Origin of the sequence: Akkermansia sp. JRP_AM1, assembly GCF_049262625.1 — a bacterium.
Classification (GTDB): Bacteria; Verrucomicrobiota; Verrucomicrobiia; order Verrucomicrobiales; family Akkermansiaceae; genus Akkermansia; species Akkermansia massiliensis.
On the sequence record NZ_CP118234.1, the window covers coordinates 1,567,525 to 1,593,576 of the forward strand.

Annotated in this window: 21 protein-coding genes, 1 tRNA gene and 2 pseudogenes; 13 read left to right on the forward strand and 11 right to left on the reverse strand. The window is 59.5% G+C overall.

Going from position 1 to position 26,052, the window contains the following annotated elements:
- Positions 1-63: 63 nt before the first annotated feature.
- Positions 64-1,905 carry a lysophospholipid acyltransferase family protein gene (locus PVA48_RS07420; protein ID WP_423232460.1) on the forward strand — a complete coding sequence of 614 codons (1,842 nt, stop codon included), beginning with the start codon at positions 64-66 and terminating at the stop codon, positions 1,903-1,905.
- Positions 1,906-1,955: 50 nt separating this feature from the next.
- Here PVA48_RS07420 and PVA48_RS07425 read toward each other — a convergent pair whose 3' ends face one another.
- The 3 genes and pseudogenes from PVA48_RS07425 to PVA48_RS07435 form a co-directional block, all read right to left on the reverse strand.
- Positions 1,956-2,558, reverse strand: a complete 603-nt coding sequence (locus PVA48_RS07425; RefSeq protein ID WP_423232461.1) for a thiamine-phosphate kinase — start codon at positions 2,556-2,558, stop codon at positions 1,956-1,958.
- A pseudogene (locus PVA48_RS07430) lies at positions 2,518-2,853 on the reverse strand (AIR synthase related protein); the annotation flags it as partial. The pseudogene PVA48_RS07430 and the gene PVA48_RS07425, both read right to left, overlap by 41 nt.
- Entirely contained in the window at positions 2,843-3,706 is an 864-nt protein-coding gene (locus PVA48_RS07435) for a CPBP family intramembrane glutamic endopeptidase (protein WP_102736976.1), read from the reverse strand. The pseudogene PVA48_RS07430 and the gene PVA48_RS07435, both read right to left, overlap by 11 nt.
- A gap of 200 nt (positions 3,707-3,906) precedes the next feature.
- Here PVA48_RS07435 and PVA48_RS07440 point away from each other — a divergent pair, with 200 nt between their 5' ends.
- The 7 genes from PVA48_RS07440 to PVA48_RS07470 all read left to right on the forward strand — a co-directional run bounded on the left by PVA48_RS07440 (position 3,907) and on the right by PVA48_RS07470 (position 10,496).
- Positions 3,907-5,289, forward strand: coding sequence for an ROK family protein (locus tag PVA48_RS07440; RefSeq protein WP_022397646.1), 1,383 nt, complete (start codon positions 3,907-3,909; stop codon positions 5,287-5,289).
- 152 nt (positions 5,290-5,441) lie between these two features.
- Positions 5,442-6,263, forward strand: a complete 822-nt coding sequence (locus tag PVA48_RS07445) for a serine/threonine-protein kinase (protein WP_423232462.1) — start codon at positions 5,442-5,444, stop codon at positions 6,261-6,263.
- Positions 6,173-7,669 carry a hypothetical protein gene (locus tag PVA48_RS07450; RefSeq protein WP_423232463.1) on the forward strand — a complete coding sequence of 499 codons (1,497 nt, stop codon included), beginning with the start codon at positions 6,173-6,175 and terminating at the stop codon, positions 7,667-7,669. The genes PVA48_RS07445 and PVA48_RS07450 overlap by 91 nt, the downstream gene beginning before the upstream one ends.
- The gene (locus tag PVA48_RS07455; protein WP_423232464.1) at positions 7,663-8,028 is read left to right on the forward strand and encodes a hypothetical protein; all 366 of its coding nucleotides are present in this window, start codon (positions 7,663-7,665) and stop codon (positions 8,026-8,028) included. Before PVA48_RS07450 ends, PVA48_RS07455 begins: the two co-directional genes overlap by 7 nt.
- Positions 8,029-8,185: 157 nt before the next feature.
- On the forward strand, positions 8,186-8,317 hold the full coding sequence (locus PVA48_RS07460) for a hypothetical protein (RefSeq protein WP_022397644.1): 132 nt from the start codon (positions 8,186-8,188) through the stop codon (positions 8,315-8,317).
- Between the two features lie 10 nt (positions 8,318-8,327).
- Positions 8,328-9,641: a GTPase HflX gene (hflX, locus tag PVA48_RS07465; protein ID WP_022397643.1), complete on the forward strand. Its 1,314-nt coding sequence runs from the start codon at positions 8,328-8,330 to the stop codon at positions 9,639-9,641.
- Positions 9,642-9,905: 264 nt separating this feature from the next.
- On the forward strand, positions 9,906-10,496 hold the full coding sequence (locus PVA48_RS07470; RefSeq protein ID WP_146018111.1) for a hypothetical protein: 591 nt from the start codon (positions 9,906-9,908) through the stop codon (positions 10,494-10,496).
- A gap of 36 nt (positions 10,497-10,532) precedes the next feature.
- Here PVA48_RS07470 and PVA48_RS07475 read toward each other — a convergent pair whose 3' ends face one another.
- From PVA48_RS07475 to PVA48_RS07485, 3 genes are all read right to left on the reverse strand, one after another.
- A complete protein-coding gene (locus PVA48_RS07475; protein ID WP_423232465.1) occupies positions 10,533-11,108 on the reverse strand; it encodes a Maf family protein in 576 nt (191 codons plus the stop codon).
- A 38-nt stretch (positions 11,109-11,146) separates the two neighbouring features.
- Positions 11,147-12,688: a pyridoxal-phosphate dependent enzyme gene (locus PVA48_RS07480; RefSeq protein ID WP_180970910.1), complete on the reverse strand. Its 1,542-nt coding sequence runs from the start codon at positions 12,686-12,688 to the stop codon at positions 11,147-11,149.
- A gap of 142 nt (positions 12,689-12,830) precedes the next feature.
- Positions 12,831-12,908 (reverse strand) — tRNA-Asp (locus PVA48_RS07485).
- A gap of 383 nt (positions 12,909-13,291) precedes the next feature.
- On the opposite strand from PVA48_RS07485, the gene PVA48_RS07490 reads away from it, so the two are divergent.
- The 3 genes from PVA48_RS07490 (at position 13,292) to PVA48_RS07500 (ending at position 20,196) form a co-directional block, all read left to right on the forward strand.
- The gene (locus PVA48_RS07490) at positions 13,292-13,879 is read left to right on the forward strand and encodes a hypothetical protein (RefSeq protein ID WP_423232466.1); all 588 of its coding nucleotides are present in this window, start codon (positions 13,292-13,294) and stop codon (positions 13,877-13,879) included.
- A gap of 540 nt (positions 13,880-14,419) precedes the next feature.
- On the forward strand, positions 14,420-15,730 hold the full coding sequence (locus tag PVA48_RS07495) for a hypothetical protein (protein WP_423232467.1): 1,311 nt from the start codon (positions 14,420-14,422) through the stop codon (positions 15,728-15,730).
- Positions 15,727-20,196, forward strand: coding sequence for an autotransporter domain-containing protein (locus PVA48_RS07500; RefSeq protein ID WP_423232468.1), 4,470 nt, complete (start codon positions 15,727-15,729; stop codon positions 20,194-20,196). Before PVA48_RS07495 ends, PVA48_RS07500 begins: the two co-directional genes overlap by 4 nt.
- A 192-nt stretch (positions 20,197-20,388) precedes the next feature.
- Here the strand turns inward: PVA48_RS07500 and PVA48_RS07505 are convergent.
- A pseudogene (locus PVA48_RS07505) lies at positions 20,389-20,957 on the reverse strand (YdeI/OmpD-associated family protein).
- Positions 20,958-21,458: 501 nt separating this feature from the next.
- Between PVA48_RS07505 and PVA48_RS07510 the strand changes: the two are divergent.
- Complete coding sequence (locus PVA48_RS07510; RefSeq protein WP_240454356.1) at positions 21,459-22,193, forward strand: L,D-transpeptidase family protein; 735 nt, start codon at positions 21,459-21,461, stop codon at positions 22,191-22,193.
- 100 nt (positions 22,194-22,293) lie between these two features.
- Here PVA48_RS07510 and PVA48_RS07515 read toward each other — a convergent pair whose 3' ends face one another.
- Positions 22,294-23,175: a diaminopimelate dehydrogenase gene (locus PVA48_RS07515; RefSeq protein WP_022397636.1), complete on the reverse strand. Its 882-nt coding sequence runs from the start codon at positions 23,173-23,175 to the stop codon at positions 22,294-22,296.
- A gap of 206 nt (positions 23,176-23,381) precedes the next feature.
- Between PVA48_RS07515 and PVA48_RS07520 the strand changes: the two genes are divergently transcribed.
- Positions 23,382-23,525 carry an entericidin gene (locus PVA48_RS07520; protein WP_102722172.1) on the forward strand — a complete coding sequence of 48 codons (144 nt, stop codon included), beginning with the start codon at positions 23,382-23,384 and terminating at the stop codon, positions 23,523-23,525.
- A 220-nt stretch (positions 23,526-23,745) separates the two neighbouring features.
- On the opposite strand, the gene PVA48_RS07525 is transcribed toward PVA48_RS07520, so the two are convergent.
- From PVA48_RS07525 to PVA48_RS07535, 3 genes are all read right to left on the reverse strand, one after another.
- Positions 23,746-24,564 (reverse strand): PEP-CTERM sorting domain-containing protein, encoded by an 819-nt coding sequence (locus PVA48_RS07525; RefSeq protein WP_102729017.1) that lies wholly within the window; start codon positions 24,562-24,564, stop codon positions 23,746-23,748.
- Positions 24,565-25,039: 475 nt separating this feature from the next.
- Complete coding sequence (locus PVA48_RS07530; RefSeq protein ID WP_022397633.1) at positions 25,040-25,186, reverse strand: entericidin A/B family lipoprotein; 147 nt, start codon at positions 25,184-25,186, stop codon at positions 25,040-25,042.
- Between the two features lie 267 nt (positions 25,187-25,453).
- Positions 25,454-26,050 (reverse strand): DUF4126 domain-containing protein, encoded by a 597-nt coding sequence (locus PVA48_RS07535; RefSeq protein ID WP_102729018.1) that lies wholly within the window; start codon positions 26,048-26,050, stop codon positions 25,454-25,456.
- Positions 26,051-26,052 lie beyond the last annotated feature (2 nt).

Genomic DNA, 26,052 nt, shown 5'->3' on the forward strand with positions numbered 1-26,052 from the left:
CGTTCCGGCGGCCCGTGCAAAAAGAGTTTCACTTTTTCCTGTAAATCCGTTATACAGCGGGGCATGGCCCAACTCAAACACCCGAAGATGGTGGACATCAGAGACATTTTGGATGAGAATACGCGCCTTCCCGCCCTGGTGGCCGCGTCCGCCGAAAAGTTGCTGGGCCTGGAACGCTTGAACAAGGCGTACGACAAGATCGTGCGCGACAAGGAATCCGGTTCTCCGGAGAATTTCTTCCAGCTTGCTTCCAGACATTTGAACCTGAAGCTGCAACTGCGCCCGGGGGATCTGGAAAATATCCCCAAGAAAGGGCCGGTGGTCGTGGTCGCCAACCATCCGCACGGCCTGTCGGACGGCATCATGTTCGGAGAGCTGCTCACCCGCGTGAGGGAGGACGTCCGCATTCTGGCGAACGAACAGCTTTCCCTGTGCCAGGAGTTGGAACCCTGGCTGATCAAGGTGGACGTGTACGAGGATGAGAACGCCAAGCGCAAGAATCTCTCCGGCATGCGCAAGATGATCTCCTGGCTGCGGAAGGGCGGCGTGCTGGGCATTTTCCCCGCCGGCACGGCCTCCAGCTTTTCCCTGGCCCACAAGAGGGTGACGGACAATCCCTGGAACGCGAACATCGCCGCCATCATCCGCATGACGAAGGCGACGGTGGTTCCCGTGCATTTTCCGGGGCGCAACAGTCTGCTGTTCCAGGGCGTTTCCCTCATCAACCGCAAGGCGCGCGTGGCTTTCCTTCCCCGTGAAGTGGGGCGTGACGGGCGCCGTACGCACCGCATCGTGGTGGGCAAGCCCATTCCGTTCAGCCAGCTTGGGCAGTATGATTCCGATGAAGCCATGGTTTCCCATCTGCGCCTGCGCACCTACCTGCTGGGCAAGAGTTATGAAAAGAGCCGCCGTCCCCATGTGCACAGGAAGGACCGGAAGGCGAAGATGGCCGCACTGATTCCGCCCGTTTCCGTGCAGGACATGCAGGCGGAGATTGACGCACTGCCCGCGGAATGCCTGCATGCCCGCCAGGAGAACGGAGACTGGGACGTGTACGTGGCGGACGCCCTGCAAATCCCCAATATCCTGATTGAAATAGGGCGCTTGAGGGAATACACCTTCCGCCAGGTGGGGGAGGGCTCCGGCAAGGCGTGCGACCTGGACACGTACGACAACCATTACAAGCACCTGTTCCTGTGGGACAGGACCCACCGGAAGATTGCAGGGGCCTACCGCATGGGGGAGACGGACAAGATCATCGCCCGCTACGGCGTGAAAGGGCTGTATAACGGGGAATATTTCTCCTTTACCCCCGCCGCCCTGAAGGTGCTGGACCGCTCCCTGGAAATGGGACGCGCCTTCATCGTGCCGGAATACCAGAAAAGGCCGCTGGCCCTCGGCTTCATCTGGGAGGGCATCGGCCAGTTCATGGCCCGCAACCACCATTACCGCTACCTGTTCGGCACGGTAAGCATCTCCCGTGATTACACCAACCTTTCCCGTGCCCTCATCGTCTCCTACCTGAAGGCGCATGAAATGGACTCCGTGCTGGTGCATGAGGTGAAAGCCTACAATCCGCCCCGCAAGGCGGACCTGAAAAGGTCGGAATCCTGTATCCTGCCCATTGGCCTGACGGACGCCCAGGGGCTCTCCCAGCTCGTGGCGGACATTGAGGAGGACGGCAAGGGAATTCCCGTGCTGCTGCGCCAGTACCTGAAGCTGAACGGAAAAATCCTGTCCTTCAGCGTGGACAAGCATTTCGGCGATGTGCTGGACTGCCTGATCCTGGTGGACATTTTCAAGTCTCCGGAGCGTTCCATCAAGCGCTACATGGGGAAGGACACGTACGAACAGCTGCTGCCCTATATGCAGCGGGAGAGGGAAGAGGAGAAGGCGGCGGAATAGTTCCGCAGGCGTTTTTTGCCGGTTTCCGGTCCGGTTTTTCCCTTATCCGGCTAGTTGAAATGCCTGTAGCCTGACGGAAGGGCGGAGGAGGGTTCCGTCGTCATTTCCCCGATAACGGTGAAGGGCGTTTCCGGGAAATGCTCCGCGGCCAGCCGGGCAACCCGCTCCCGGTCGCCGGGACGGAACGTGACCAGCAGCTCGTAATCCTCCCCGTCTCCTGCGGCCTGCGCCGCGGTGAAGCCCGGGCGCACGGGAAGGAGTTCTGCATGAATGCGGAATCCCAGTCCGGAGGCCGCGGCCAGCCGTGGAAGGTCGGTTCCCAGACCGTCGGAAAGGTCCATCATGGCGGTGGCCAAGCCGGAGGCGGCCAGTACGCCGCCCTCCCTGACCCGTGGAATGAAGGAAAGATGGTGCCCCGTGGGAAAGCTGCCGCCGAGCACGCCCGTGACGGCGAGCAGGTCTCCCGCGCGCGCCGTGCTGCGCAGGACGGCTTTCCCTTCCGCAACCTCTCCGGTGAGGGCCACGCTGATGATGAGGCCGTCTTCCGGCAGTCCGGAAGCTTTCCCCTCCGGCAATGCTGATGCCGAATTGCCGTGCCAGCCGTCCCATTCCCCGGTAAATTCCTTCCACCTGGGAGACGGGGCGGTCCGCATGCACGAACAGGGTCACCAGCGCGTGAAGCGGTGTGCCGCCCATGGCCGCTATGTCTGAGACGGCCCTAGCCAGCGCCTTCCTGCCAATCAGTTCGGGATCCGTTCCAGGCAGGAAGTGCATGCCTTCCACCACGCAGTCCGTTTTCAGGAGCAATTGACGGTTTCCGGAGCTCCGGGTCACGGCGCAATCGTCCCCCGGTCCCGTGACCAGGAAGGCGTTGGAGGGCATCAGGGGCAGGAGCCGGGCCACCAGCGCGTCCTCCCCCGTCTGCCGGATGGTGGGATCAGGTTCCATAGGGAAGGAGAACGCCGGGATACAGGATGTTGATGAGAGTGGCGGTGTTAAAAATGCAGTGGGCGATGATGGGCGTCCAGATGGAGCCCGTGTATTCGTACAGCAGCACCAGCATGGCCCCGAAGATTGCCAGCGGAATGAAGGGCACCAGGCTGACGTGGATGATGCCGAAGAGCAGGGACGTGGTGACCAGCGCAAACCAGGCGCCCGTGTACTTTTTCATGATTGGGTACAGGTAGCCGCGGAAGATGAGTTCCTCCACCAGCGGGGCCGCGATGGCGGCGCTGAAGCAGATGACCACAACCAGGGGAATATCGCTGGAATGCCGCAGCACGGAGACGATGGACTGCTCCGCCGGAGCGTGCGTGACCTGTTCAATCCACTGGAACAGGCCCGCCCTGTCCAGCAGGAAGTGGATGACCAGCACCAGCAGATAGCCCGCCACGGGGGCATAAAGAAGGGCTTTCAGGGAATGTTTTTTCAGCCCTAGCGCCTCCATTCTGCCTGTGTGGAACATGCGCACCAGCAGGACGAAGGCCAGGATGAGGTTCAGGCAGGTGCCGTTGAAAATCTTGTAGCCGTCCAGCTCCATGTTTGTAGTGGTGGGCGGAGCGGAGGCTCCCGGAGGCGTGGCCGCAGCCATCAGGGCGCCCAGGCTGAAGTACAGGACGATGATGCCGCACATGGCGATGTCCAGCATGTCCAGATGGTCCACGGGGATGTGCCATTTCAGGGGGCGCTGGATGTTCGGCGCATGGGCCTGGCGGAAGATGCCCACCGCCACGGCGATGAACATGACGGCAATCAGGGCGGAGGAGAACAGGGTAATAAGCTGGTCCGTTAATTCATTCATGAAACAGGTATGCGTGGAATAGGCCGCCCTTCCGGAGCGCCACGCCGGAATAAGGACACCTGCTTCTTTAGTGAAAACACGGTGATTTTCCAGCAGAAAGTGAGCTATCGCCCCGTACTCCGCAAAAAAAATCATGAAGGAAGGGAATGAATACTTTTCAAAGAAAAGCGGGTATGCTACATTTCCAACGGATTATTGCCATGAATATTCAACCCAAAATCACGCCTGTGCTGGACCCCGGCTTCGTGCCGGCCGTTCTTTGGAATCAAGCCTTTGAGGCCAAAGCCGCCGCCGATCCCGCTTCTCATCAAGTGGACATCGCTCTGACCCGCAATGACGGGACCTGCTTCCGCTGGTCCGGCAAGCTCCTTCCCCACACCGGAGAAAACGTTGCCCTGAATGAGACCTATGTGGAACGCATCGTGAAATTCCTGCTGTGGCAGAAGGGCGGCAATATCATCCTCGTCGCCGGGGATGACGCTATTGCGGACATGCTGGCCTCCCGCTACTGCAAGGGCGGCGCCCGCGAATTCGACTGGGATTTCATCGGCAAGAAGATTTACGGCTCCCCCATTGAAGTGAAGAAGGTGTCCGTGGAAGAACTGCCTGAGGAATATTCCGGCTCCATGACCCTGGGCCGCAACCTGGACGGCTACCGCATCGGCTTCGACCTGGGCGGTTCCGACCGCAAATGCGCCGCCGTGGTGAACGGAGAAGTGGTGTATTCCGAAGAAGTGGTCTGGGACCCCTATTTCCAGAAGGATCCCCAGTACCACATTGAAGGCATCCAGGACTCCCTGGAACGCGCCGCAGCCCACCTTCCGCGGGTGGACGCCATCGGCGGTTCCTCCGCCGGCGTCATCATCAACAGCGAGGTGCGCACCTCCTCCCTGTTCCGCGGCGTCAGCCAGGAAGACATTGAAAAGACCCTCGGCAAGGTGTTCCGCACCCTCCAGAAGGAAAAGTGGAACAACATCCCCTTTGAAGTGGTGAACGACGGTGAAGTCACCGCCCTCGCCGGAGCCATGGGCATGAACGACAACGCCGTGCTCGGCGTAGCCATGGGCACATCCGAAGCCGCCGGCTACGTGGACCCGGAAGGCCACATCAAGCCCTGGCTGAATGAACTGGCCTTCGCTCCCGTGGATTACTCGGAAGAAGGCGGCGTGGACGAATGGTCCAAGGACATGGGCGTAGGCGCCCTCTACTTCTCCCAGCAGGCCGTAGCCCGTCTGGCTCCCCGCGCCGGCTTCCAGTTTGAAGGCATGCCCTTCCCGGAACAGCTCAAAAAGGTTCAGGCCGCCATGGCGGAAGGCGACGAACGCGCCCGCAAGATTTATGAAACCATCGGCGTGCACTTCGGCTATGCCATTGCCCACTACGCCAGGTTCTATGATATCCGCAACCTGCTCTTCCTGGGCCGTGTGGCTTCCGGAGACGGCGGCCAGATCATCATTGACAAGGCGGAGGAAGTGCTGCGCACCGAATTCCCCGAGCTGAAGATCCAGCTCCGCGTGCCGGATGAAAAGACCAAGCGCCACGGCCAGGCCGTAGCCGCCGCTTCCCTGCCGGCCCTCTCCTGACAGGAGGAATGAAATTTGCGGGAGGGACCCTGTATGGGGTCCCTCCCTGCTCATATCCGGAGGGGGACTTTTGCCGGATGCGCTGAACAGCCTCTGCCGCGCCGGATTCCCGCCCCTCCTTTTTCCGATTCCCGCCCCGACGCCCTGCGTTCATGAATCCCCAGCAAGACAACATTGTTCATTGCCCGGAATGCGGGCAGGCCATGGACGTTTCCCAACTGCCTCCGTATGCCAACGCCATCTGTCCGGGCTGCCAGGCGCTGACGCGCGTGAAAACGCGCATGGGCCCCTACCGGATTACCGGAAAACTGGGAAAAGGCGGCATGAGCGTGGTATACCGGGCGGAAGATTCCGTGCTGGGGCGGGAGGTGGCCCTGAAGGTGCTGAATGACACCTATGCCGGGGATGCCCTGCGCAGTGAACGCTTTGAACGGGAGGCCCAGATCATGGCGCGGGTTTCCCATGAAAACCTAGTGCAGATTTATGCCGTGGGGCGCGACCAGGGCCTTTTTTACATTGCCATGGAACTGGTGGAGGGCAGCGGCCTGGATGCCCTGATTACCGCGGAAGAACGCGTGCCGGAGGACAAGGTGCTACGCCTGACGCTGGATATCGTGCGCGGCCTGGACGCCGCCTGGAACGCGGGCCTCATGCACAGGGACATCAAGCCCGCCAACGTTCTCCAGTCTCCTGACGGAGTCGCCAAGATCGTGGACTTCGGCCTCTCCCTGCTGCACAGTGAATCCGACGTGGAGCGGGAAATATGGGTCACTCCCTATTACGCAGCTCCGGAAACGCTGCTGAGGGGAGAAGAAGACTTCCGGACGGACATGTACGCGCTGGGAGCCACCATGTACCATTTGCTGGTGGGCGCTCCCCCCGCGTGGACGCTTCCCAGTCTTCCGATGTCCTTCTGGAGACCAAGAAAAACCTTCCCCGCCTGGAACAGGTGGTCAATGACGTCTCCCCCATGACCTGCTTCATCGTGGACAGGCTGATGGCTTTTGACAGGGAAGACAGGTTCTCCTCCTATCCGGAATTGATGGATGCCGTGGAACAGGCCCTGGAGGAATACACCCTGGCCATGCAGGAATCCGGCCTCACCTGGTCGGAACGGCGCGCGGCGGAGGCGCGGCGCGTCCGCCGCAGGAAATGCCGCATTATCGTCATTTCCTCCGTTGCCTCCGTAGTGGCGCTGGGGTTGGGCATCTGGGGCTGGGCGGCATGGCAGAAGGGGAGGGGCGCTTCCCCGGGAACACCCCCTCCGGCGCTCACTCCTACGGCGGGAACGGGCACTACCCCGGAGGACACGGCTGCGGCGGAATCGCGGCTGGAGCGCAGCATCCGCTTCGGCAAGCTGTTCAATGAAGCCCAGGAATCCCTGAACCGGGGAGACCTGGTGAAAGCCGCCGCCATGTTCGGGGATCTGGCGGACCAGCCGGACTGCCCCCTTTCCACCTCACTCTGGGCCGGTCTGAACCAGGTTCTGTGCATGTGGACGCGCGGCCAGTTCCCGGAAGGGGTGGAGCGCCTGGAAGAGCTGAGCAGGAAGGTGGAGGCCTGCAAGGACCCTGCGGAACTGGAACGCTCCAGGGACGTCGGCAACCTGGTCATGTACTTGAGTTCCGGGGACTGGTCTTCCCGAATGCCGGGTTTGCGTTCCAACTCCAATCTGGCCGTGCATTACTATGTGGGCATGGCGCTGAAATCCTGGTACTTTGCCGGTAAATGGCCGGAATACGGCGTTTTTCTGGACAAGGTGGCGGCCGATGCGGCGGACGACCGGGACAGGAACGTCCGTGAGCTGGCTTCCGCCTGGCTCAACAACCTCAAGAGATATACGGACCAGTACGAACGCCTGAAACGCCTTCAGGACATGCCGGAAAAGACGGTGGCGGAAGTGGAGGCCAAACGGTCCGCCGCAGACTTCCTGCGGGAACAGATGATGATCGGGGAAGTGTCCGCGATGCCTCCAGCCTATGCTGCGCTGGAAGGAATGCTGGACCATTTGAGAATGCAGTACCAGACAGCCCGTGACTGGGAGGCGGCGGAAGCCGTGAAGATGGCTGAGAGGAAAAAGGAGGAGGAAAGACAAAAAGCGCTGGAGGAGGAAAAGAAAAAGGAAACCCTGCTGGCCGCTCAGTCCAGAAGCTATGAAGACGTTTGCCGGGAAGCTGCGGACGTCATGAAAAAAACCGGGGACTTTGAAAAGGCCTCCGCCGTTTACGGCGGGGCGGAAAAGGTTATTTCCTCCCCCGCCGTCAAGGCCAGACTGTCCGTGCGCCGGGAAATGACGGATCAAATGCTGCCCCTGTTCACCCGCATGGAGAAAATTCTGCCGCTCTCCTGGAAAAGAAACCTGGAAAACCCCTGGTGCTGAAAGACGGCTCCAAGGTGCGCCTGACAGGGATGAAGGGGCATCTGCTGACTGTGGAACCGCAGGACAGCCGGGAAGGCAGTGATGCGTACCAGGTCAGCTGGAACGAGCTACCGTTCAACTCCCTGTATGCCCTGGCGCGGGAATGCCGCCAGAAGCAGCCTGCGGAATTCTCCCCCCTGGCGGATGCGTATTCCAAGCCGCTGCTTATTTTCGGCAGTCTGACGGAGACCATTTCCCCCGCCCAGCAGGAAAATGCGCTGCTCCAGATGGACCGCGCCTTCATTGAAAAATGGAACCTGTGGATGAGCGGTTTGGACGCGGAGGAGACGCCCCCGGAAGACGGTGAAGAATCGGATTAATTCCGGCAGGCTCTTGGCCGGAGGAGGGCGGGAAGGCCGTGCCGACGGTGGAAAAGTCCCGTCTGGAAAAGGAACCCTGCGCCGGTTTTGCGGAAAAGTAGGCGTGATGAAGTAAAATTTGCTTGCCTAGGATACTCCGTACAGGTCTCATAGCCGCATGAGACTGATCAGCTTTTTGACGCTGGCATGCGTGGCCGGCATCCTCTCTTCATGCGGTTGTGACTGTCACAAACACGCGGACTTCGCGCTGAAGGACTACCAGCCCACCTCCAGCAAGCAATTCCGTTAACTGCTTGAATATGTTTGAAATTCGTGAAAAGCCGGAAATGGTGGAGCGAGCCATGCTCGTTTCCATCTACTTCGACCCTTCCGAGGCCAGGGAAAAACAGGCCATGCTGGACGAGCTGGAAGACCTTGTCACCAACCTCGGCATCAGCATTGCAGGCAAGCACCTCATCAAGTCCCGGGACATGCACGCCAAATTCCTGTGCGGCACCGGAAAAGCCCAGGAAGTAAAGCAATTGGCGCTGGACTGCCGGGCGGACTGCGTGGTGTTTGACAACATGCTTTCCCCCTCCCAGCAGCGCGAATGGGAACGGCTGATTGACGAATGCGTGATTGACCGTGAAGAGGTCATTCTGGATATCTTTGCCCGGCGCGCACGCACGCGGGAGGCCACCCTCCAGGTGGAGCTGGCCCGCATGCAGTATTCCCTGCCGCGCATGGCCCGCATGTGGAACCACCTGGACCGCCAGGGCGGCGGTTCCGGAGGAGGCAAGGGCGGCGGCGGAGCCGCCAGGGGCGAGGGCGAAAAACAGATTGAAGTGGACCGCCGCCTGGCGCGCGCCAGGATTGAAGCCATTCAGAAGGAACTGGCCCTGGTGACCCGGCAGCGCGCCACGCAGCGCAAGGAACGGGAGCGCCAGGCCGTAGCCACGGCCGCCATCGTGGGCTATACCAATGCCGGGAAATCCTCCCTGCTTTCCCTGGTATCCGGTTCCGAAGTCATGGCGAAGGACATGCTTTTTGCCACGCTGGACACCACGACGCGGAAAATAGAACTTCCCCACGGGCAGCCCCTGCTGCTGACGGATACCGTGGGCTTCATCCGCAACCTTCCCCACCGCCTGGTGGAGGCTTTCAAATCCACGCTGGAGGAAGCCGTGCTGGCGGATTTCCTGGTGCAGGTGGTGGACGCCTCCGATCCGGAAGCCGTGCGCCATTATGAAACCACGCTGGAAGTGCTCGGCGAGCTGGGCGCGGGCGACAAGCCCATGATCGTGGTCCTGAACAAGGTGGACCTTGTGCCGGAAGAAGAGCGCCACACGCTGGAAACCCTGTTGAAGCCCCACTTCAACGGCAGGGTGGTGCCCATGTCCGTGCAGGAGGGGCATGGCGCGGAAGACCTGCTGAACGCCTGCGTGGAGATGCTGGAAAGCCGCGTCCGGCGCGCGCGGTTCCTGATTCCCTATACCCGGAGCGACCTGGCGGCCGCCATGCATAGTGAAGGGAAGGTTCTCTCCACGGAATACGTGGAGGAAGGCACCCTGATAGAAGCCGTGCTCCCTGTGGCGTTTTATAACAAATTCAGCCGTTTTCTGGCGGAAAAATGATTTCCTCTTGATTGCGGAGAAACCGCATCCTCGGCAGGGAAATCATTCTTTTTCTTGAATTTTTGTATGTTGGATATATTATATCCAGCATCTATAATGAATAAGTTGTGCTGTATTATTTTGTGCGGAATAATTTCCTGGGCCACTGTAAGCGCCCAATCCCTGCCTCCGGATGCCCGGAAATTGAAGGAACAATATGAGAACATCCTTTCTTCCATTAATCAGAAATATGAGGCGTCCAAATTGAAAGCCTATCGGGATTCCATGAACAAATATGCCGCGAAGAATGACTTCGCTTCTGCGGCGGAACTGCAGAAAGTCGTGGAATATTTGGAGAACCGCTTGTCCGCCAAAGAACTTGTTGGGAGGGATGAACTGTCCCGGATGGAAAAAGTTTCTCCTAAAGTAGGCGTACAGATGAAGGAAATTCAAGAAGATGTGGCGTCTAAAAGAATGAAGGAAAGGAAAAAGACGGACAAGGCCTACTTGGATGCCCTTCTTAAAATTCAGAAAAAGTACGCCAATCTCGGTAAAATAAATGAAGCGCTGGCCATTCAAAAGGAACTCTCTGCAGTTCGTGTTATTGCCTCTTTTATTGGGCGGTGGAAAACGGTTAAAGGGGATACCGCCGCGAATGAAATTCTTTATTTGAATGATGATTGCTCCGTCTTTTTGGGCAAGGACGGAAAAGAGGTTACTTGGTTGGGCCACAAATCATTCAGGGTATCTCCCCAGGCAGAGAAAACCATTGAGCTGTTGAACGACAAAGGGAACCACAGCGGATCCCTCAAGATGCTTTCCAATTTTGAAATCCAGTCGCCGTCTGGCTGGAAACTGCGCAAAATGAATCCCTGATGAAGAAGGCAGGAACGTTAAACGTACATTTAATGCTCAGTAACCCAAGCTCCGCAGGCATTCCACCACCTCCCTGACGGGCAGCCCGATTACGTTGTCCGTATCTCCGCGCACGGAGGAAATGATCATCTCCCCGTGTTCCTGGAACGCGTAGGAGCCGGCCTTGTCCATCACATTCACCAGCTCCATGTAGCGGCGGATGTCCTCTTCCTTCAGCTCCCGGAACGTCACTTCCGTCAGCACGGCCAAGTCTTTCACTCCCAGGGGGGACCGGATGGAAACCGCCGTGCACACGTGGTGCGTCCGTGCAGAGAGCATCCGGAGCATGGAACGGGCCTCTTCCCCGTCTTCCGGTTTGCCAAGAGGAAGGCCGTCCAGAAAAACGAGCGTATCCGCGCCGATGACGGTGGAATCCGGATGTTCCCGGAATACGGCTTGCGCCTTTGCCCGCGCATTGTGCAGGCAGAGTTCCTGCGGAGGCATGGCGGCGTCCTTCAGCTCCTCCGTATCCCGTACGACGAGGGAGAAAGGCACGCCGGCCTTCGCCAGAAGCTCGCGCCGCCGGGGGACTGGGAGGCCAGGATGATGGGGGAAGCATGGAAGGAGAGCCAATAGTTAATATCTATTAACTATTACCTGTTAATTGTTAACTATCTGCTTCCCATAATCCGGTGGAAGGCCTCCGGAGAAATTTCCCGGATGGCCCGGATGATGTTCCTGGAGAATCCGGCCATGCGCTTCCGTACCGTTTCCCGGTCTTCCGCGGATTCAAACTCCATGCCCACCAGGGCGCGGCCCACGCGTTCCCCGGTATAGGTGTAATTGAAGTAGCAGAGGGATGCCAGGTCCGCGATGCGTTCCATGAAGTCAAGAAAGGCTCCGGCGCGTTCCGGAAATTCGATGTGGACGAACAGGGGATGCTGGCACAGCTCCGCCTGGTAGTGAATCATGCGGAAGCGCACGTCGTCGTCCTCGCTGATGTCTTCAAACTCAATGCCCTTCTTCTTCAGCGTCGTGCGGATGGTGTCCAGGTCTTCGTCAGAGGCGGCGATGCCGAACACGGGGTACTGGGTGTTGCCCTCCGTCTTGCCGTACTGCACGTCCACCAGCGTGGTATCCTGCGGGATATGGCGCAGATACTTGAGCACCTGGCCGCGCTTGGAATCCATGGAGATGCGCAGGTAGCGCGTTTCATGGTTGCCGATGCCCGCCTGGCGGGCAATCTGGGTGAGGTGGGTGAAATCCATGTTGGCTCCGGAAATGACCACGAAGCTCTTTTCCTCCGGCTTCACTTCACCTTCGTTCCATTGTTTCAGGAATCCGGCCAGGCTCATGGCCCCGGAGGGCTCCGGCACTACGCGGGAAGATTCCCACATGGCGCGGATGGCCTGGCAGACTTCGTTATTGGTGACGGTCACGAACTCGTCGATCAGTTCCCGGCAAAGGGGATAGGTCAATTCTCCGGGGATATGGACGGCGGTTCCGTCGCAAAAAACGTCCACGTAATCCAGGTTCACCCGGTGTCCCTGCTCAATGGAGGTTTTCATGGAGGCCTGGTCCACGCCTTCCACGCCGATGACCTTGATGTGGGGCCAGAACTTTTTCAGCCAGCAGGCTACGGAGGCGGCCAGTCCGCCGCCGCCGATGGCGACGTACGCGCGGTCAAAAGGGCCTTCCCCGCTCATCACCACTTCATCCGCCAGCGTTCCCTGTCCGGCCATGGTCACCAGATCGTCATAGGGATGGACAAAAGTGCTTCCGTGGGTTTCCGCGTACTCGTGGGCGGCTGCGGCCGTCTCGTCATAGCAGTCTCCATGAAGCATGATCTTCACGTGCCTGCCGCCGTGGCGGCGTACTTCCGTCTGCTTCACTTCCGGCGTGGAGCGGGGCATGAAAATGGTGGCGTGGCAGTTCAGGACGCTGGCCGCCAGGGCCACGCCCTGGGCATGGTTGCCGGCGGAGGCGGCCACAATGCCCTTGTCCCGCGCCTCCTGGCTCAGTGCGGCCATGCAATTGAACGCTCCGCGCCATTTATAGGCCCGGATGGGGCCCAGGTCCTCCCTTTTGGCGTATACCGGGGCCTTGATGCCCGGCAGATTCAATCGTTGAAGAGGAGTCGGTTCGCCAACCGTGTAAACGCGCTGGCGGGCTTGCAGTATTTCCTCGGAAAGACGGTCCGAAAGTATGCTCATGATTGTAATGCTGGCTCCCATTCTACCGGGTTCCGGCCCTCTTTTCCAGTAAAACATTGCCACCGGACTGCCTGTTTCCCAGGTCCTGGACTTTCCGGGCACAAAAAAACCGCCCGGAGGCGGTTGTTTCTTTGAAGCAAGGTGGCGAAGCGGACGGGGCTCGAACCCGCGACCTCCAGCGTGACAGGCTGGCGCTCTAACCGAACTGAGCTACCGCTCCGTGACCTTGGATGCTGTGTTCCTGCCTTGCGGCGGGGACGTGGAGGCTTATACAGGCACTCCCATGGGAATGCAAGACAAGAAATCACTTTTTCCTGCATGCAGGCCGCGCTTGCTGGAAGAAGCGGGAGAAATACCCGTGCGGATTTAAAATCCGGAAATGTTCCTTAATGAGACCAGATATATAATAAAATATTGATAATGCCCGTACTTGGCGCCGGTATTCCCACTCTTCTTCCCTTCCTACGCATCAAGCCGTTCAATTGTCCTAAAGCGCTTGGCATTAAAAATTGTCATTGACTCCGGATTTTAAATCCGTTAATTATTACTAACGATATAGTCTGGTATATAATTTATTATTAATTATCAACACGTTACAAAATTATGCGTCCGCATTTGCCCCTCCCTCTCCTGTCCGCTCTTCTGGCCTGTTTCATTTCTCCGTCATGGGCTGCCTATACGTTGACGGGCAACGGAGAAACGACGATATCCTTTGCCGACGACCAGTATACGATTACGCCGCCGGCGGGGGATCCAGTGACTCAGGCGGATTCCCCCGGTGACATCTATTTGACGGATATTACGGAAAGCGGGACCTATGAAGACGGCTATAACCGGGTTCTCAATCTGGAAGGAGGAATTTATACGAAGCTGCAGTTATGGAATGTTGCGGGTACCGCCGGAGGCGTCACCTTGGGAGGGACCAATTCCTTTGTAATCAATATCGGGGCGGGAACGTCCCTGCTGAATACAAATCCTCAATTGATGGGGTGGAGCAATCAGAACCGGATCGTGGCTGCCGACATCACGCTCAATGTGGACCAGAATGCAGGGACGATCAATGGATTCTGCCTGGTGGGGGATGGCAACAAGACGGATGCGTTCCAGACGACAGGGACATACATTGTCAATATCCATGGGGGGAATGGGCCGGAACTTCGGTTAGCTCGCCTGACGCCAGGTGGTGCATAGGGCTGGGGCAGGAATCCTTCCGCCATACGGGAGACGTCACATTCACCATTGACGGCGGAACCTTCGCGCAACTGGTAACGGCCGGAACGACACGTGGTGCGGGTCAAAAATCAACCATTCTCGGGAACGTTGCCCTGAATCTGGACGGAGGGACTTTTAACGGCTCCGTGGCCCTTCTGGGAAGAGGCCTCGTCCAGTTGGGAGACGGAACGAATGCGTATACGGCCAAATTGAGAATTGCGGGAGGCCAGTATAATGCGAATGTGTATGGCTTGTCCGATGCGACCGCAGCAGGTTCCGCAGCAAATATTGCAGCCAATTCGTCCGCTTCCATGGAAATCACGGGAGGATCCTTTGCGCAAAGTTTGTTTGCGCAGGGAGTGACGACGACTATCACGGGAGCTACTTTTTCCGGAGACGGAACCAAGAAAATTTTGCGGGCGCCCGTTTAAGCACGTCAGCCTGGAGCCTTACTGATACCAATATGACGCTGGACCTGGGCAGTGGCACGGTAGCGGCCATGATTGCGGGGGAAGCTGGGTGGAAACCGGGGAAAGCACGTTCAATATCACAGGTTCCACCAACCTGACCTTCAAGTCCGGGACGTATACAGGCCAGATCTGGGGCGGTTCCTACATTAATGGAACCGCTACGGCTGCCCTTACCGGAAATATTGGTTCCACCAATATCACGATTACAGGGGGTACATTTGACGGAGCGCAAATATCCCTGGGCACGTATGTGGAACGCAACAACACCAGTTCCGCATTGACGATCGGGGAAGCCAACCTTTCCATCAGCGGAGGCACGTTCAACAATGCCGCCATTTATGCGGGCGGCCAGAAGGTCAACGGCACTTCCCTGACCACGGCGCTGGCCAACGTGACCATTACGGGTAATGACGCCGTCTTCACCGGGACGACAACTCTTTCCGGCCAGGGGCGCGGGGATGTGGTCACCAAAAGCGTGCTGAACCTGAACGGCGTGACGAAAGCGGACATGTTCGCCAACGCGACCGTTACCGGGTTTGACGAGATATCCGCCGGAGCGGGCACGGATGCAATCATTGCCAATGCCACGGTTCTGGATGGGCGGAGCGCCTTCACCAAGAGCGGCACGGGCAAGCTTACGCTCAGTTCCTCCGCCGGGTTTGCGAACGCCCTGACGGTTTCCGGGGGAGAACTCAGCTTCGGGCTCGCCGGCGGAGTGGCCTTCGGCAATTCCATCACGATGGGAGCCGGGGCCCGTCTTACCTCTGCGGGTGATATGGCTCTTTCCCCGGCTTCCGGCCTGACGCTGGACCTGACGGGGCTGAATTCCTCCAGCGCTTCCATCATCCAGTCCGGCGGCACGCTTTCCTTCAATTCGGAAGGTACGCTGACCCTGACGATCAGCGGGGTGGACCAGACGATGGAAAACGACTACAAGCTGATTACGGCAGACAGCTTCGGCACGCTGACGGCCAGCAACTTTTCCTTTGATCCCAGCGGTCTTTCCGGCGATTACACTTATGCCCTGGAACTGTCCGGAAACACCCTTTACCTGCGCGTCAAGGCGCTGGGTGAAGCCCTCAACTGGAACGGAGGAGCCGCGGGTACGTGGACGGCAGCGGGAGGCGCAGCCATCTGGCTGGACAAGGATGGGACGGCGGTCGTTTATGATGCCGCCAAATCCGCCAACTTTGAAGACCTGGCAGGCGTGGCCCTCTCCGCCGTCACTATTGACGGGGATGTTTCCTCCGCCCGCCTTACGGTCAACAATGGGGAAACGGCCTATACGTTCACGGGCACGGGAGCCCTTGTAGACGGCGCGAATCCGATGTCCCTCGTTAAACGGGGGAAGGGGAGATGACCATTGAAAATACCGGGACCAATACGTTCTCCGGCGGCACGACCATCATGGCCGGCACCCTCAACCTGAATGCCGTCCAGGGCCTGGGCACCGGCACGGTGACGCTGAACGGAGGGGAACTGGTGCTGAACACGGCGGGAACGACGGAAGGAACGCTGGGGCTGGTAGCGACCAACAAGCTCATTTTTGCAGGTGGCATTTTCACGTACGGCACGGGGGCCACGCAGGATATTTCCGGCCTCATTGACGCCGCCGCCAGTACCAGGGCCATCCAGGTGAATACGAACGGCAATAATATTGCGTGGGCCACCTATACCCAGGAACTGGGGAACAAGGACATCGTCAAGCTCGGGGACGGCCTGCTGACCGTTAACACGACCCTGGGAGGCGCCTTCACCGGCGCCATCACCGTCAGCGGCGGCACGCTTTTCTATGATATCGGGGCCAACAGCGCCACCCGGACCTGGAGCGGAAACATCTCCATCGCGCAGGATGCCACTCTTCAAATCAGGGACAACCGCGCCCATGCCAGCACCATGACGGATACGCTGTCCGGCCGCATTTCCGGGGCCGGTTCCCTGGTGCTGGGGCACAAGGAGGGAGGAGGATTCCCCGGAGGAGGCCGTTATTCCATCAGCGGAGACAACAGCGGTTTTACGGGCACGTTCAAGTTGGTGGGCAACGGCACCAACGCCGCGTGGAATGAAGTGGCCTTTGCGAATGCGGCCGCCTTTGGCAGCGCCAGCCTGGAGCTGGACGGACGCGGCTTTTTTGTCAGTGATTCCACCAATTCCGTCAATGCCGACATTCATGTGAGGGCGGCGGGAAGCTGGCTGAACGGCAATTCCAACCAGACCGTGACGTTCGGGGGCGACTTGACGAGTGACGCCGGGGCCAACCTGGGAACGACGGCTGCAGGCAACCCGACGCTGACCACCATCTTCACCGGAAACCTCACCGGTTTTGTGGGAACCATGCACTCCGGGCAGGGGAATGTGGTTCTTGCCTTTGGCAACGGCGGTGCGGCCGCCACGCTGGGAACGGGCGAATTCATCAAGGCCGTTTCTATGGGAGGGGCCGGAACCTACCGCGTCAACTACACAGGCACGGGCAGTGACCTGCTTTATACCGGCAATGTGATTGATACGGCGGCTCTGGACGTCCAGGGCGGCGACAAACTGGTTCTTACCGGGGCGAACACGTCCACAGGGGAATTGAAGATTGCCCGGAACTCCTCCGTCCAGCTGGGCGACGGGACCGGGGATAACGCCGCCTGGGCCGGAACTGTCACCGGAGCGGGGAGCCTCACCGTCAACACCACGGGCACCTTTGCGGTGGGAGACCGCGCCAACGGCCTGACGGGAACGCTCACGCTGGCCAAGGGTACGCTGGACCTTTCCGACGCGGCGGCCACTACCAACATCCTCATTCAATCCGGTTCGCTGGCGAACGCCGGGAACTATGCGGGAACGGCTGCGAACAAGGTCCATGTCAATGCGGTTGCCGGTTCCGGCAATATCGCCCTGGGCGGCCTGGATGCCGCCGGGCTGGGAACGGTCGTCACCGCCACTGCCGGGACGCAGCTCACCGGGCTCAAGCAGGGTTCCACCTGGACCGTGACCGGCACGGGCAGCAGCCTTGCGGTAGGTGCGGGGAACATTTCCGGAGACCCCTTCACGGGGACGGATTCCCTGATTCAGTTTGAAGGCGCGGGGGACAACCTGGGCAGCATCTCCTTTGGAGACGGCTCCACCCTCACCCTGGACCTCACCAGCGTCATGGATGCCATGAAAACGGCGGGCGGCAATCTGGAAATCCTGCTGACGAACGGCGGCTTTGCGCAGGACCTTGAAACGCTCAAGGGCCACATTGCGGCCAATCCGCTTTTTGCCGCGCTGGGCTTCGGCATTGTAGACGTCAACGGGGGCAGCATCGTCCTCTCCGGTGATACGGACCTGGTTTACGTCTCCTCCGTGGACGGCACGGGCAGTGCGGACAATCCGGTTACGAACCAGTCCCTCAACTTCTACCAGGCCGTGATCGTGGACCAGGACCTTTACGTCCAGTCGGACGGCTCCATGGTGATCAAGAACCTGACCGCGCCGGGAACCAATCCGGGCCAGACGGGAACGGGCAACCTCATTGTCACCAACACGGCGGACAACAAGGGCAGCATCGAATTGCAGAACAACCTTTTCCATGAAGGAACGGGAGTGGACACCGTTTTTGCCGGGAACATCAGCGGCCTGGACGGTGCCGCGGCCAATACGGACCTGGTCAAGACGGGAGCCAACAAGCTCACCCTGTCCGGGAATGTGACGCTGGCCGGAGACATCATTGCGGAACAGGGAACGCTTCAGCTTAACGGCACGGCCAATGTGGAAGCCCTGCGCCTTGATTCCACGGACGCGGGCTCCCTTGCGGTAATCGGCATGGGAGGCCACACGACGGCCCAGACGCTGGCGTCCGGCGCCAACGGCGGAAAGCTGGATATCGGTTCTTCCGGAACATTGACGCTGACGGGAGCTACCGATGGCCTTTCCCGCACGGAAATCGGCGGAACAGGTACGCTGAACATTGCGGAAGGCGCTTCCCTGGGACTGGCGGCGGACAGCGCGCTTTCCGGCGTGGTGCTGGACCTGGACGGCTCCCTGAGCCTGGCGGCGGACGGCTCTGCCGGTGGCCTGAACGGCGCCGGAGACCTGGAGCTGAACGGGCAGACCCTGCATATTCAGGCGGCTTCCGGCCAAACGCATACGTATGATGGAACGCTGGGGGCCGGAACACTGGATGTTTCCGGCGCAGGCACCCAAGTCCTGCGCAGCTCCGGCGCGGATACCGATCTGACGGTCAGCGGAGGAAACCTGGTTCTCCAGGGCAAGGCGGATGTAGACGGCGCCCATCTCAGCTACGGTAATCTGGTGAACAACGGCAAGCTGGCCATCCAGGCCAGCGACAACGCCCTGACGGCGGTCAACACCACCCTGAGCGTGGAAAACGCCACCTTCGGCAGCGGTTCCACCACCACCTTCACCCTGAATACCGATGCCGACATGACCGCCAGCTTCATCAAGGCTTCCGGAGACATTGTCATTGAAAACGGAGCCGCCTTCCACGTCACGTCAATTCCGGGCGTCAACATCACCTGGAAATCGGGCAATCCGATGGAACTCACGCTGATGGAGCTCACCGGAGCCGGAACGATTGACCTGGGAGAAAATACGCTGACGGTAGGCGGTCTTTTCCTCACCTATTACAAGAATGCCCATCTGGTGCAGGAAGGGGACAAGGTCGTTCTGAAAGCGGAGGAACAAACGGACAATATTTATGCCGGCGTCGCTGATACGGCCAACTCCATGGCGGGCGCCAATCTGATTTGGGAAGCCGCCAGGCACGGTTCCGTGGACCAGGCCGTTACGGACTTCCTGGCCGCCCTCAATGACGACATGGTTAACAATCCCTCCGCCGCCAGGCGTTCCCTGGCCGCCGCCGCGGGCAGCACGGTCACCAGCCTGGGCATCGCCCAGCGGGACGCCCTGCGCGACCAGATGAACTGGATACGCAACCGCACCAACCAGATGGGCGTGAACCCCGCCTACGTCAATGCGGACCTCCCCTACTTCCACATGTGGATGCAGGGCACGGGCTCCTATGCCAAGCTGGACACCAGGGGGGATGAAAGCGGCTACCAGCTCACCACCTGGGGCGGCACCGTGGGCATGGACGTGGACCTCAGCGACCACTTCACCATGGGAGCGGCCTTCACGGCCAACTACGGCGACCTGACGGCCAGCGCGGCGGACTCTGCGGACGGTCACCTGGACAGCTACTACGCCAACCTCTTCGGCCGCTACCAGAGCAAGCGCTGGGCGCACACGCTCATCCTGACGGGGGGGTGGAACGACGCGAAGCTCAACCGCACGGTCAACTACGGAGCGGGCAGCTACGGCACGCAGGGCAACACCAACGGGTGGGGCTTTGGAGCGATGTATGAACTGACCTACGACGTGTACCTCAATGAAGACAGGAGCAGCATCCTGCAGCCCCTGGTCAACGCCTCGGTAGTAACCACGAGAATGGACGGCTACACGGAAACGGGAGCCGGCAACATGGGCCTGAACGTCGCCAAACAGGAGTTGACGACGGGAACGGTTGCGCTGGGCGGCCGCTGGATGGGCCTTGTAGGCAGCAACATCTTCGGTCGAGAAGCGCTGGCTGAGTTCCGTGTCAACGCGGCCCAGGACATGGGAGACCGCCGCGGAGAAGCCAATGTGGCGCTGCTGGGCAACCCCGGCTTCACGCAGAGAGTCAGAGGAGCGAAGGTGGGAATGACGGCTCTGCAAATCGGAGCAGGGCTGAGCGTGCCGGTAGGAACGCAGGGAACGATCTTCGTGGACGGCAATGCCGACTTCCGGGACGGAGCGAACTCGGTGAACGGAAGTATCGGCTACCGGTATGACTTCTAAGGAGAGTTGAAGTTTGAGAGTGGAGAGTGGAGCGGAGACGCTCTGCTCTCCCGGACCCGCAGGGCCGTTCCGGCATTGTCCGGAACGGCCCTGTTGCGTAAGGAGCGCGGCTTACAGCCGCGTTTTCGTTTAGTTGCCGCATCGGCATGCGGCGTTCCGGCGTCTGTTGGGAAAATACGGGAAGCTCCGTTTTCACTCTTCCAGTAGCCGGCCTCCGTCATGCCATTCTCCAAACATCCTGTTTTCCCGGGTATTCTTCAGGAACTTTTCCAGGCGGCTATGGAACAGCTCCGGCTGGTTTTTCTTAATCTGGATGGTATCCAGGCGCACGTGGCGGTACAGGCGGGGAAAGGCCAGGAAGTTGGAATAAACGCGCGGGTCCTTCTGAAGGGCTTCTAAAATATCCGGATCAATCCGGAACGCCTCCGGGTCCATTTCCGGCAGGCATTTTTCTCCATAGGGGGTCATCAGCCCCAGCCTGGTCAGGCGGCGTACGCGTTCCTTGTTCAGCTCGGACCATTTGCTTTTCCTGGAACGTGGGGTGAGGCGCTGGGCCAGAAAGCCGGAGGCTGTCTTCTTGCGGGTGCTGTCAATCCAGCCGAAGCACAGGGCTTCTTCCACGGCGTCCAGGTAAGGAATGGCATGGGGGAAGGCTTTCTCGTCGTGAGAACCCAGCAGCAGGAGGAGGAACGGTGGTTCTGTTCCAGCCACGTTCTTAATTCCTGCCGTGTGGTGATGGGGAGAAGGTGGTCTATTTCCATGGCGGTTCGGTGGATGCCGCTTCTTTCTGCGGCAGCGCGCAAAAAGAGAAGGTGCGCAGGCCGTTTTTACGAAAGGGCCTTCCGTTGATGCGCCGCGTGCCGGGATGGAGCGGCTAACGGGGTGAGGATACCTTCCCGGAGGCTGCATTTCCAGTACAGGCATGTTTTTCTATTCCATGGCATATTTCCCGGCAGGGGGCCTGCCCTTCCTCCAAGTCCGGGAATCCCTTCACGGCGTCTTTTTTTCTTTCTGCGGACATCCTTTCCCCTCTTTTGCGTAAGGAAGGGCCGGAGACGGTCCCGCGCATGATGGAGTACGGCACCTGCCCATCCTTTCCCCGGAAGAACGGGGAACTGGCCTTCCATGCCGGCGGCTTTTCACCGGAAAGGTTATTGTTCCCGGAGTGGAGGGGCAGGCCGTTCCCGACGTTCTTTTCACTTCCGGCAAAGGGCGGCGGGTTTTGTCCTTGTCAAAACGAATGCCGCCATTATACATGATTTATGAAGAAAAGCGTGTTGCTGGCCGGGCTGGGATTGGTTCTGCTGGCCTCCGTGGTGGTGACTCTTAAAATGGCGTGTGCCGAGGATTCCGTCAACCGTGCCGATGCCGCGCGGGAACGGGTAACGCCCGTGCTGAATTCCTTCCTGGGCCTCTGCGGGGCCAAAGTGGGGGATCCTGTATTCCTGCGTGCCGTGAAGGAAGACTCCGTGCTGGAACTGTGGGTGAAGCCGGATAAGGCGGAACGCTACGTGCTTGCCAAGCGTTACCCCATTGCCGCGTGGTCCGGAAAGCTGGGGCCCAAGGAAAAGGAGGGGGACAAGCAGACCCCGGAGGGTTTTTACGAAGTGGAGCCGTCCGGCCTGAATCCCCGCAGCAACTACCATCTGGCTTTCAACATCGGCTATCCGAATGCCTATGACCGCTCCCTGAACCGGACGGGAAGCTTCATCATGGTGCATGGCCGGGACGTTTCCATTGGCTGCCTGGCGATGACCGATCCGGGGATTGAGGAAATTTACACCATGGTGGAACAGGCCCTGATTCATGGGCAGCAGCGCGTTCCCGTGCAGATTTATCCCTTCGTGCCCACTCCGGCGCGTTTATTGAAGGAAAAGAATTCCCCCCACGCCGCTTTTTGGGCGGACATGGCACGCGCGTGGGACTGGACGGAACGGACCCACACCCCGGCCCGGGTGAATGCCGTGGATGGCAGGCTGGTGGTTGTGGAACAATAAAAATCCTCCGGCCGGGGGCCGGAGGATGGGAAAGGTGCGGAAGGAAAGGGGAACGGTTGCCCCTGTTGCCGCGCGTCCGGGAAAGACGTGCCGGAACGCTCTAGACGAGCTGGGCAATCAACTCTTCGCGGTCGCCCGGCAGGAAGTCCATCGGGGCGATTTCCGGCAGCGTGTAGCAGCCGGAGGCCAGTTTCATGCTGGCTCGGGCGCAAGCCACCATGACCTGGGCGGTCAGGGCCGGATTATTGATGCGCATTTCAAACGTGAACATCTGGTTCTGCGTGGAGCCGGAAACGCCCTTGCGTTCCATCAGCACGCCGTGGCCCATGTCCTTCAGCGCGTCGATGTCGGGCACCTGCTGCACGCGGGTGTCGTCATGGCTGAAATAGGAATCGGACTTGATGGCGAACTCCACGTCGGAGAACTTGGCTCCTTCCTTCAGCACCACGTAAACCATGCGGCGGTGCACGCCGGAACCGGTGGGAATGGTGAGGGAAAGGGCGTCCGCCACTCCTTCCTTGGAGCGGGCGACTACGCTGTGGCCCATGCTCATGCCGGGACCGAAGTTGGTGTACGTAATGCCTTTGGGAGCCATCGCCAGCATCAGGGTGCGGATGACGGAGTCCGTGCCCGGGTCCCAGCCGGCGGAGATGATGGAGACGGCGTCATGCTTGATCGCCTGTGCTCCCAGGGAGCGCCGCAGGTTCACGATGTCCCCGTGGATGTCAAAGCTGTCCACCGTGTTGATGCCGCGGGCGAGCAGGGGCAGAGCCGTTTCTTCCACGCTGCGGGTGGGGGTGCAGAGCAGGGCCGCGTCCACATGGCCCAGGTCCTCCATGCTGCTTGCGGTCTTGATGCCGTGCACGGGTTCGCTGCCGGGGCGGCGGACGATGCCCGCCAGTTCCATATCGGGCGCGGCGCGCAAGGCGTCCACGGCGTATTTCCCGATGTTGCCGTATCCTACAATGGCTACTTTGATCATCTTGGTAGTAAATAGTAATGATTCCGGGAGCGGGGACGGAATGTCCTCCGGATGTTTTCTCCCGTTGACGCATGTTTTTTAAGCGTTGCGGGTGCGCATGGCAAGAACGGAGAATGACAGGAGCGCCTGTGCGGCATCATGAAGGGTTCTTTGAACGGAGTCCGGAGAAATGGAGTCTGACCACTCGGAACTCTTCCAATAAAACGATGAAAAGCAAATTGATTATTCTGAGTATCGCCACCCTTCTTGGGTGTGTTTCCTGCCATACGATCGGCGGAGTAGGCAAGGACGTGGAAGCCGTCGGCAGTGACATTAATTCCGCCGCCCGCTCCACCAGCCGTTCCATGTAAAAAGACTGTGTGTGACCATGGACGAAAACCGCTTCATCCGGATGGATGAAGCGGTTTTCTTTGATGGGCGTGACGCCTTCTTTCCAGCCTCCGGTTTTCCGGCCCCACGGAATGTTCCCGCTCCCTGTAAAAAGGTTTTTTTACGATGTGTGACGGAAGCAATAAAAAGGGCATGCCGTATGTCCGGCATGCCCTTTGAAAAGAAATTAACCTTCCGTTTTTAACGGCGGCGGCGCAGCATCAGGGCCGCCAGGCCCAGAAGGCTCAGGGAGACAGTGGCCGGTTCCGGCACGCCGTTGATGTAGGAGACGTAAATCTTGCCGTCCTTCGTGAACACCTGGTACTTGCCTACGTTTTCAGCGGTAAGTGCCTCGGCGGCGATGTCGTCGCTCTGCGTTCCGCCCGTGATGGTCGTGTTGCTGGTTGCGGCGCTTCCCACTCCGTTGACGAGTTCACGCGTCACGAGCTCAAATGTAGTTCCTTCCGTAATCAGGTCGCCCAGGGAGGCGGAGAAGGCGAAACGGCCCAGATCGGTCTGGTTCGTAAGATTCAGGATGCCGGTCGTGCCCAGGTCCACGAACAAGTTGTTGCTGTTGGCGTTCCAGGTGAGTGCGGCGGTGAGGTTCAGCGTGCCGTATACCGTCCAGTTCATGTTCTGGTCGCAGTTGGCTACGATGGAACCGCTCGTTTTGCCGACGGTCAGCGTGGAGCCTTCACCCACGGAGACGGTCGTGCGCTGGAATTTGGTGAAATTCTGAAGGGACACATTGGCTCCGTTGGAAACATTGATGGTGGAGGTCCATCCTTCCACGGTGGTACCGGGTCCGCATACCACGGTATGGTTGCCGGATACGTTGACCGTGCCCCAGTTGGGATTGACCAGCGGAACATCGGCGCTGGCGCCGGTTTCCGTCTGCCAGTTGGAGGCCTGGCTCCAGTCGGTAGAACCGTCAATGGGAGTCCATGTATAAATAGCGGCCTGCGCCGTCATGCAGGAAAAAGCCAGCAGGGAGGAAAGCAGGATCAGAGTTTTCTTCATATGAATGCGATGTGAATTAGAGCTTGAAAGGGAAACTTTCAAGCCCGCGGGAATATGCCGGATTACAAATCCGGGGTCAAGGGCCGATTTTCATATCAAGGAACTTATGCTGCCTGACCGTTGCACCATGGGAGACCGTTTCCGTGTGGGAAGCCTTCCGGAATGAGGAAGCCGGCTCTTGGAACGCCGCAAGCCTTTGCGGCCGTTGAAATATACGTATCCTGCCAGGACGCACTGATTTTCAGGGAAAAGGATTCGCTGCCGCTCGGGTTAAATACGGATGCCCCAAGGACTTGCAGCGCTTCATAAGGCATCGGGACCATTCCATGTTAATCTGTAACGGATTTGTAATCCGCGGGCGGCAGAGCACTCCATGGAGAACCGCCATCCATGAAACGATGGGGGAAACTTTAAATCTTTGCCTCTTTTGAATTAAAAAGAGGCTCCAGGCTGGTGGCCGGATGCTTCTTCCGCTTTACTGCATGGACTCCCTGGTGGCCTGGGAGGCGTTGTCAATTTTGCTGCCCATGGCTTCCACGTCTTTTCCGATTCCGCTGATGGTGTTGCAGGAGGCAAGGCCGAGGGCGGCGGCGAGCGTCAGAAGGGCGAGTTTGGTATTCATCGGTGGAAGAGAGGTTGAAAGCCGCATCCTACCCTGCTTCCGGTTCCTTGTCAATGAGCCGAATGCTTGCCGGAACGCCTCTTTTTCCGGGCATGGGGCTTTCCGGCGGGGAAGAAAGTGGCTGTGCCGAGCCCGGATTCGGAAGTTATGTAAAAAATCTTCGCCGGGGACCTGGCGGCGGGTTATTGATGAAGGCCGCGGGGCCTTCATTCACGGGGGAATCGCTGCGTGGACGGCTGCCGGGAGAAGGGGGTTTTTTCCCCTTGGCTAGATTTCTCCCTCCGGACCGCCTGGAGAACGGCGCAGTTTCCTTTTCAGCACCAGCCCCGTGCGGACCAGGAAGTAAATGGCCGCGGCGGCCAGCAGAACGGCCGCGACGGGAAGAACGCAGGCCAGCACGGCGACGATAGAGGCGGAAGCCGTTTCCGCCGTGGTGACGACGGAGTTGCCCAGTCCGCCCGTAGCGGCGGAGGCCGCTCCCCGGATGGCGGCCATGCCTCCGTGGATGATGCCTGCCGCTCCGCCTCCGGCAATGGCGGCCAGCCCCCATTTAAGCATGGGGTCCATGCTGCCGATGAAGCCGGCGGCCAGGATGGTTCCCGCAACGATGGCGGCGGGAGCTCCCAGCACGTCCAGCGTGTGGTCGATGACCGGGATGTAGTACGCCGCTATTTCCAGCAGCGTGGCTACGGAGAGGGTGACCAGCGCGGCCGTGCCGCCCAGCCATGCGAATTCCGGCGTCACCGTCAGGAAGCCTCCCCGGATGGCGATGGCGGCTACCAGCAGAGGCACAAAGATGCGGAAGCCGCAGGCCGCTCCCAGCCCGATGCCGAGCAAAACGCCCATGACGGCTTCCATATTCATCT

Excerpts from the sequence above, each read along its gene's own strand:
- PVA48_RS07440 (WP_022397646.1), top strand. The coding sequence starts at position 3,907 with ATGAATATTCAACCCAAAATCACGCCTGTGCTGGACCCCGGCTTCGTG.
- PVA48_RS07510 (WP_240454356.1), top strand. The coding sequence starts at position 21,459 with ATGAAGAAAAGCGTGTTGCTGGCCGGGCTGGGATTGGTTCTGCTGGCC.
- PVA48_RS07500 (WP_423232468.1), top strand. The coding sequence starts at position 15,727 with ATGACCATTGAAAATACCGGGACCAATACGTTCTCCGGCGGCACGACC.
- PVA48_RS07470 (WP_146018111.1), top strand. The coding sequence starts at position 9,906 with ATGAACAAATATGCCGCGAAGAATGACTTCGCTTCTGCGGCGGAACTG.
- PVA48_RS07420 (WP_423232460.1), top strand. The coding sequence starts at position 64 with ATGGCCCAACTCAAACACCCGAAGATGGTGGACATCAGAGACATTTTG.
- PVA48_RS07425 (WP_423232461.1), bottom strand. The coding sequence starts at position 2,558 with ATGCGGACCGCCCCGTCTCCCAGGTGGAAGGAATTTACCGGGGAATGG.
- hflX (WP_022397643.1), top strand. The coding sequence starts at position 8,328 with ATGTTTGAAATTCGTGAAAAGCCGGAAATGGTGGAGCGAGCCATGCTC.
- PVA48_RS07535 (WP_102729018.1), bottom strand. The coding sequence starts at position 26,050 with ATGAATATGGAAGCCGTCATGGGCGTTTTGCTCGGCATCGGGCTGGGA.
- PVA48_RS07515 (WP_022397636.1), bottom strand. The coding sequence starts at position 23,175 with ATGATCAAAGTAGCCATTGTAGGATACGGCAACATCGGGAAATACGCC.
- PVA48_RS07490 (WP_423232466.1), top strand. The coding sequence starts at position 13,292 with ATGCGTCCGCATTTGCCCCTCCCTCTCCTGTCCGCTCTTCTGGCCTGT.
- PVA48_RS07460 (WP_022397644.1), top strand. The coding sequence starts at position 8,186 with ATGAGACTGATCAGCTTTTTGACGCTGGCATGCGTGGCCGGCATCCTC.
- PVA48_RS07530 (WP_022397633.1), bottom strand. The coding sequence starts at position 25,186 with ATGAATACCAAACTCGCCCTTCTGACGCTCGCCGCCGCCCTCGGCCTT.
- PVA48_RS07520 (WP_102722172.1), top strand. The coding sequence starts at position 23,382 with ATGAAAAGCAAATTGATTATTCTGAGTATCGCCACCCTTCTTGGGTGT.
- PVA48_RS07435 (WP_102736976.1), bottom strand. The coding sequence starts at position 3,706 with ATGAATGAATTAACGGACCAGCTTATTACCCTGTTCTCCTCCGCCCTG.
- PVA48_RS07445 (WP_423232462.1), top strand. The coding sequence starts at position 5,442 with ATGAATCCCCAGCAAGACAACATTGTTCATTGCCCGGAATGCGGGCAG.
- PVA48_RS07480 (WP_180970910.1), bottom strand. The coding sequence starts at position 12,688 with ATGAGCATACTTTCGGACCGTCTTTCCGAGGAAATACTGCAAGCCCGC.
- PVA48_RS07525 (WP_102729017.1), bottom strand. The coding sequence starts at position 24,564 with ATGAAGAAAACTCTGATCCTGCTTTCCTCCCTGCTGGCTTTTTCCTGC.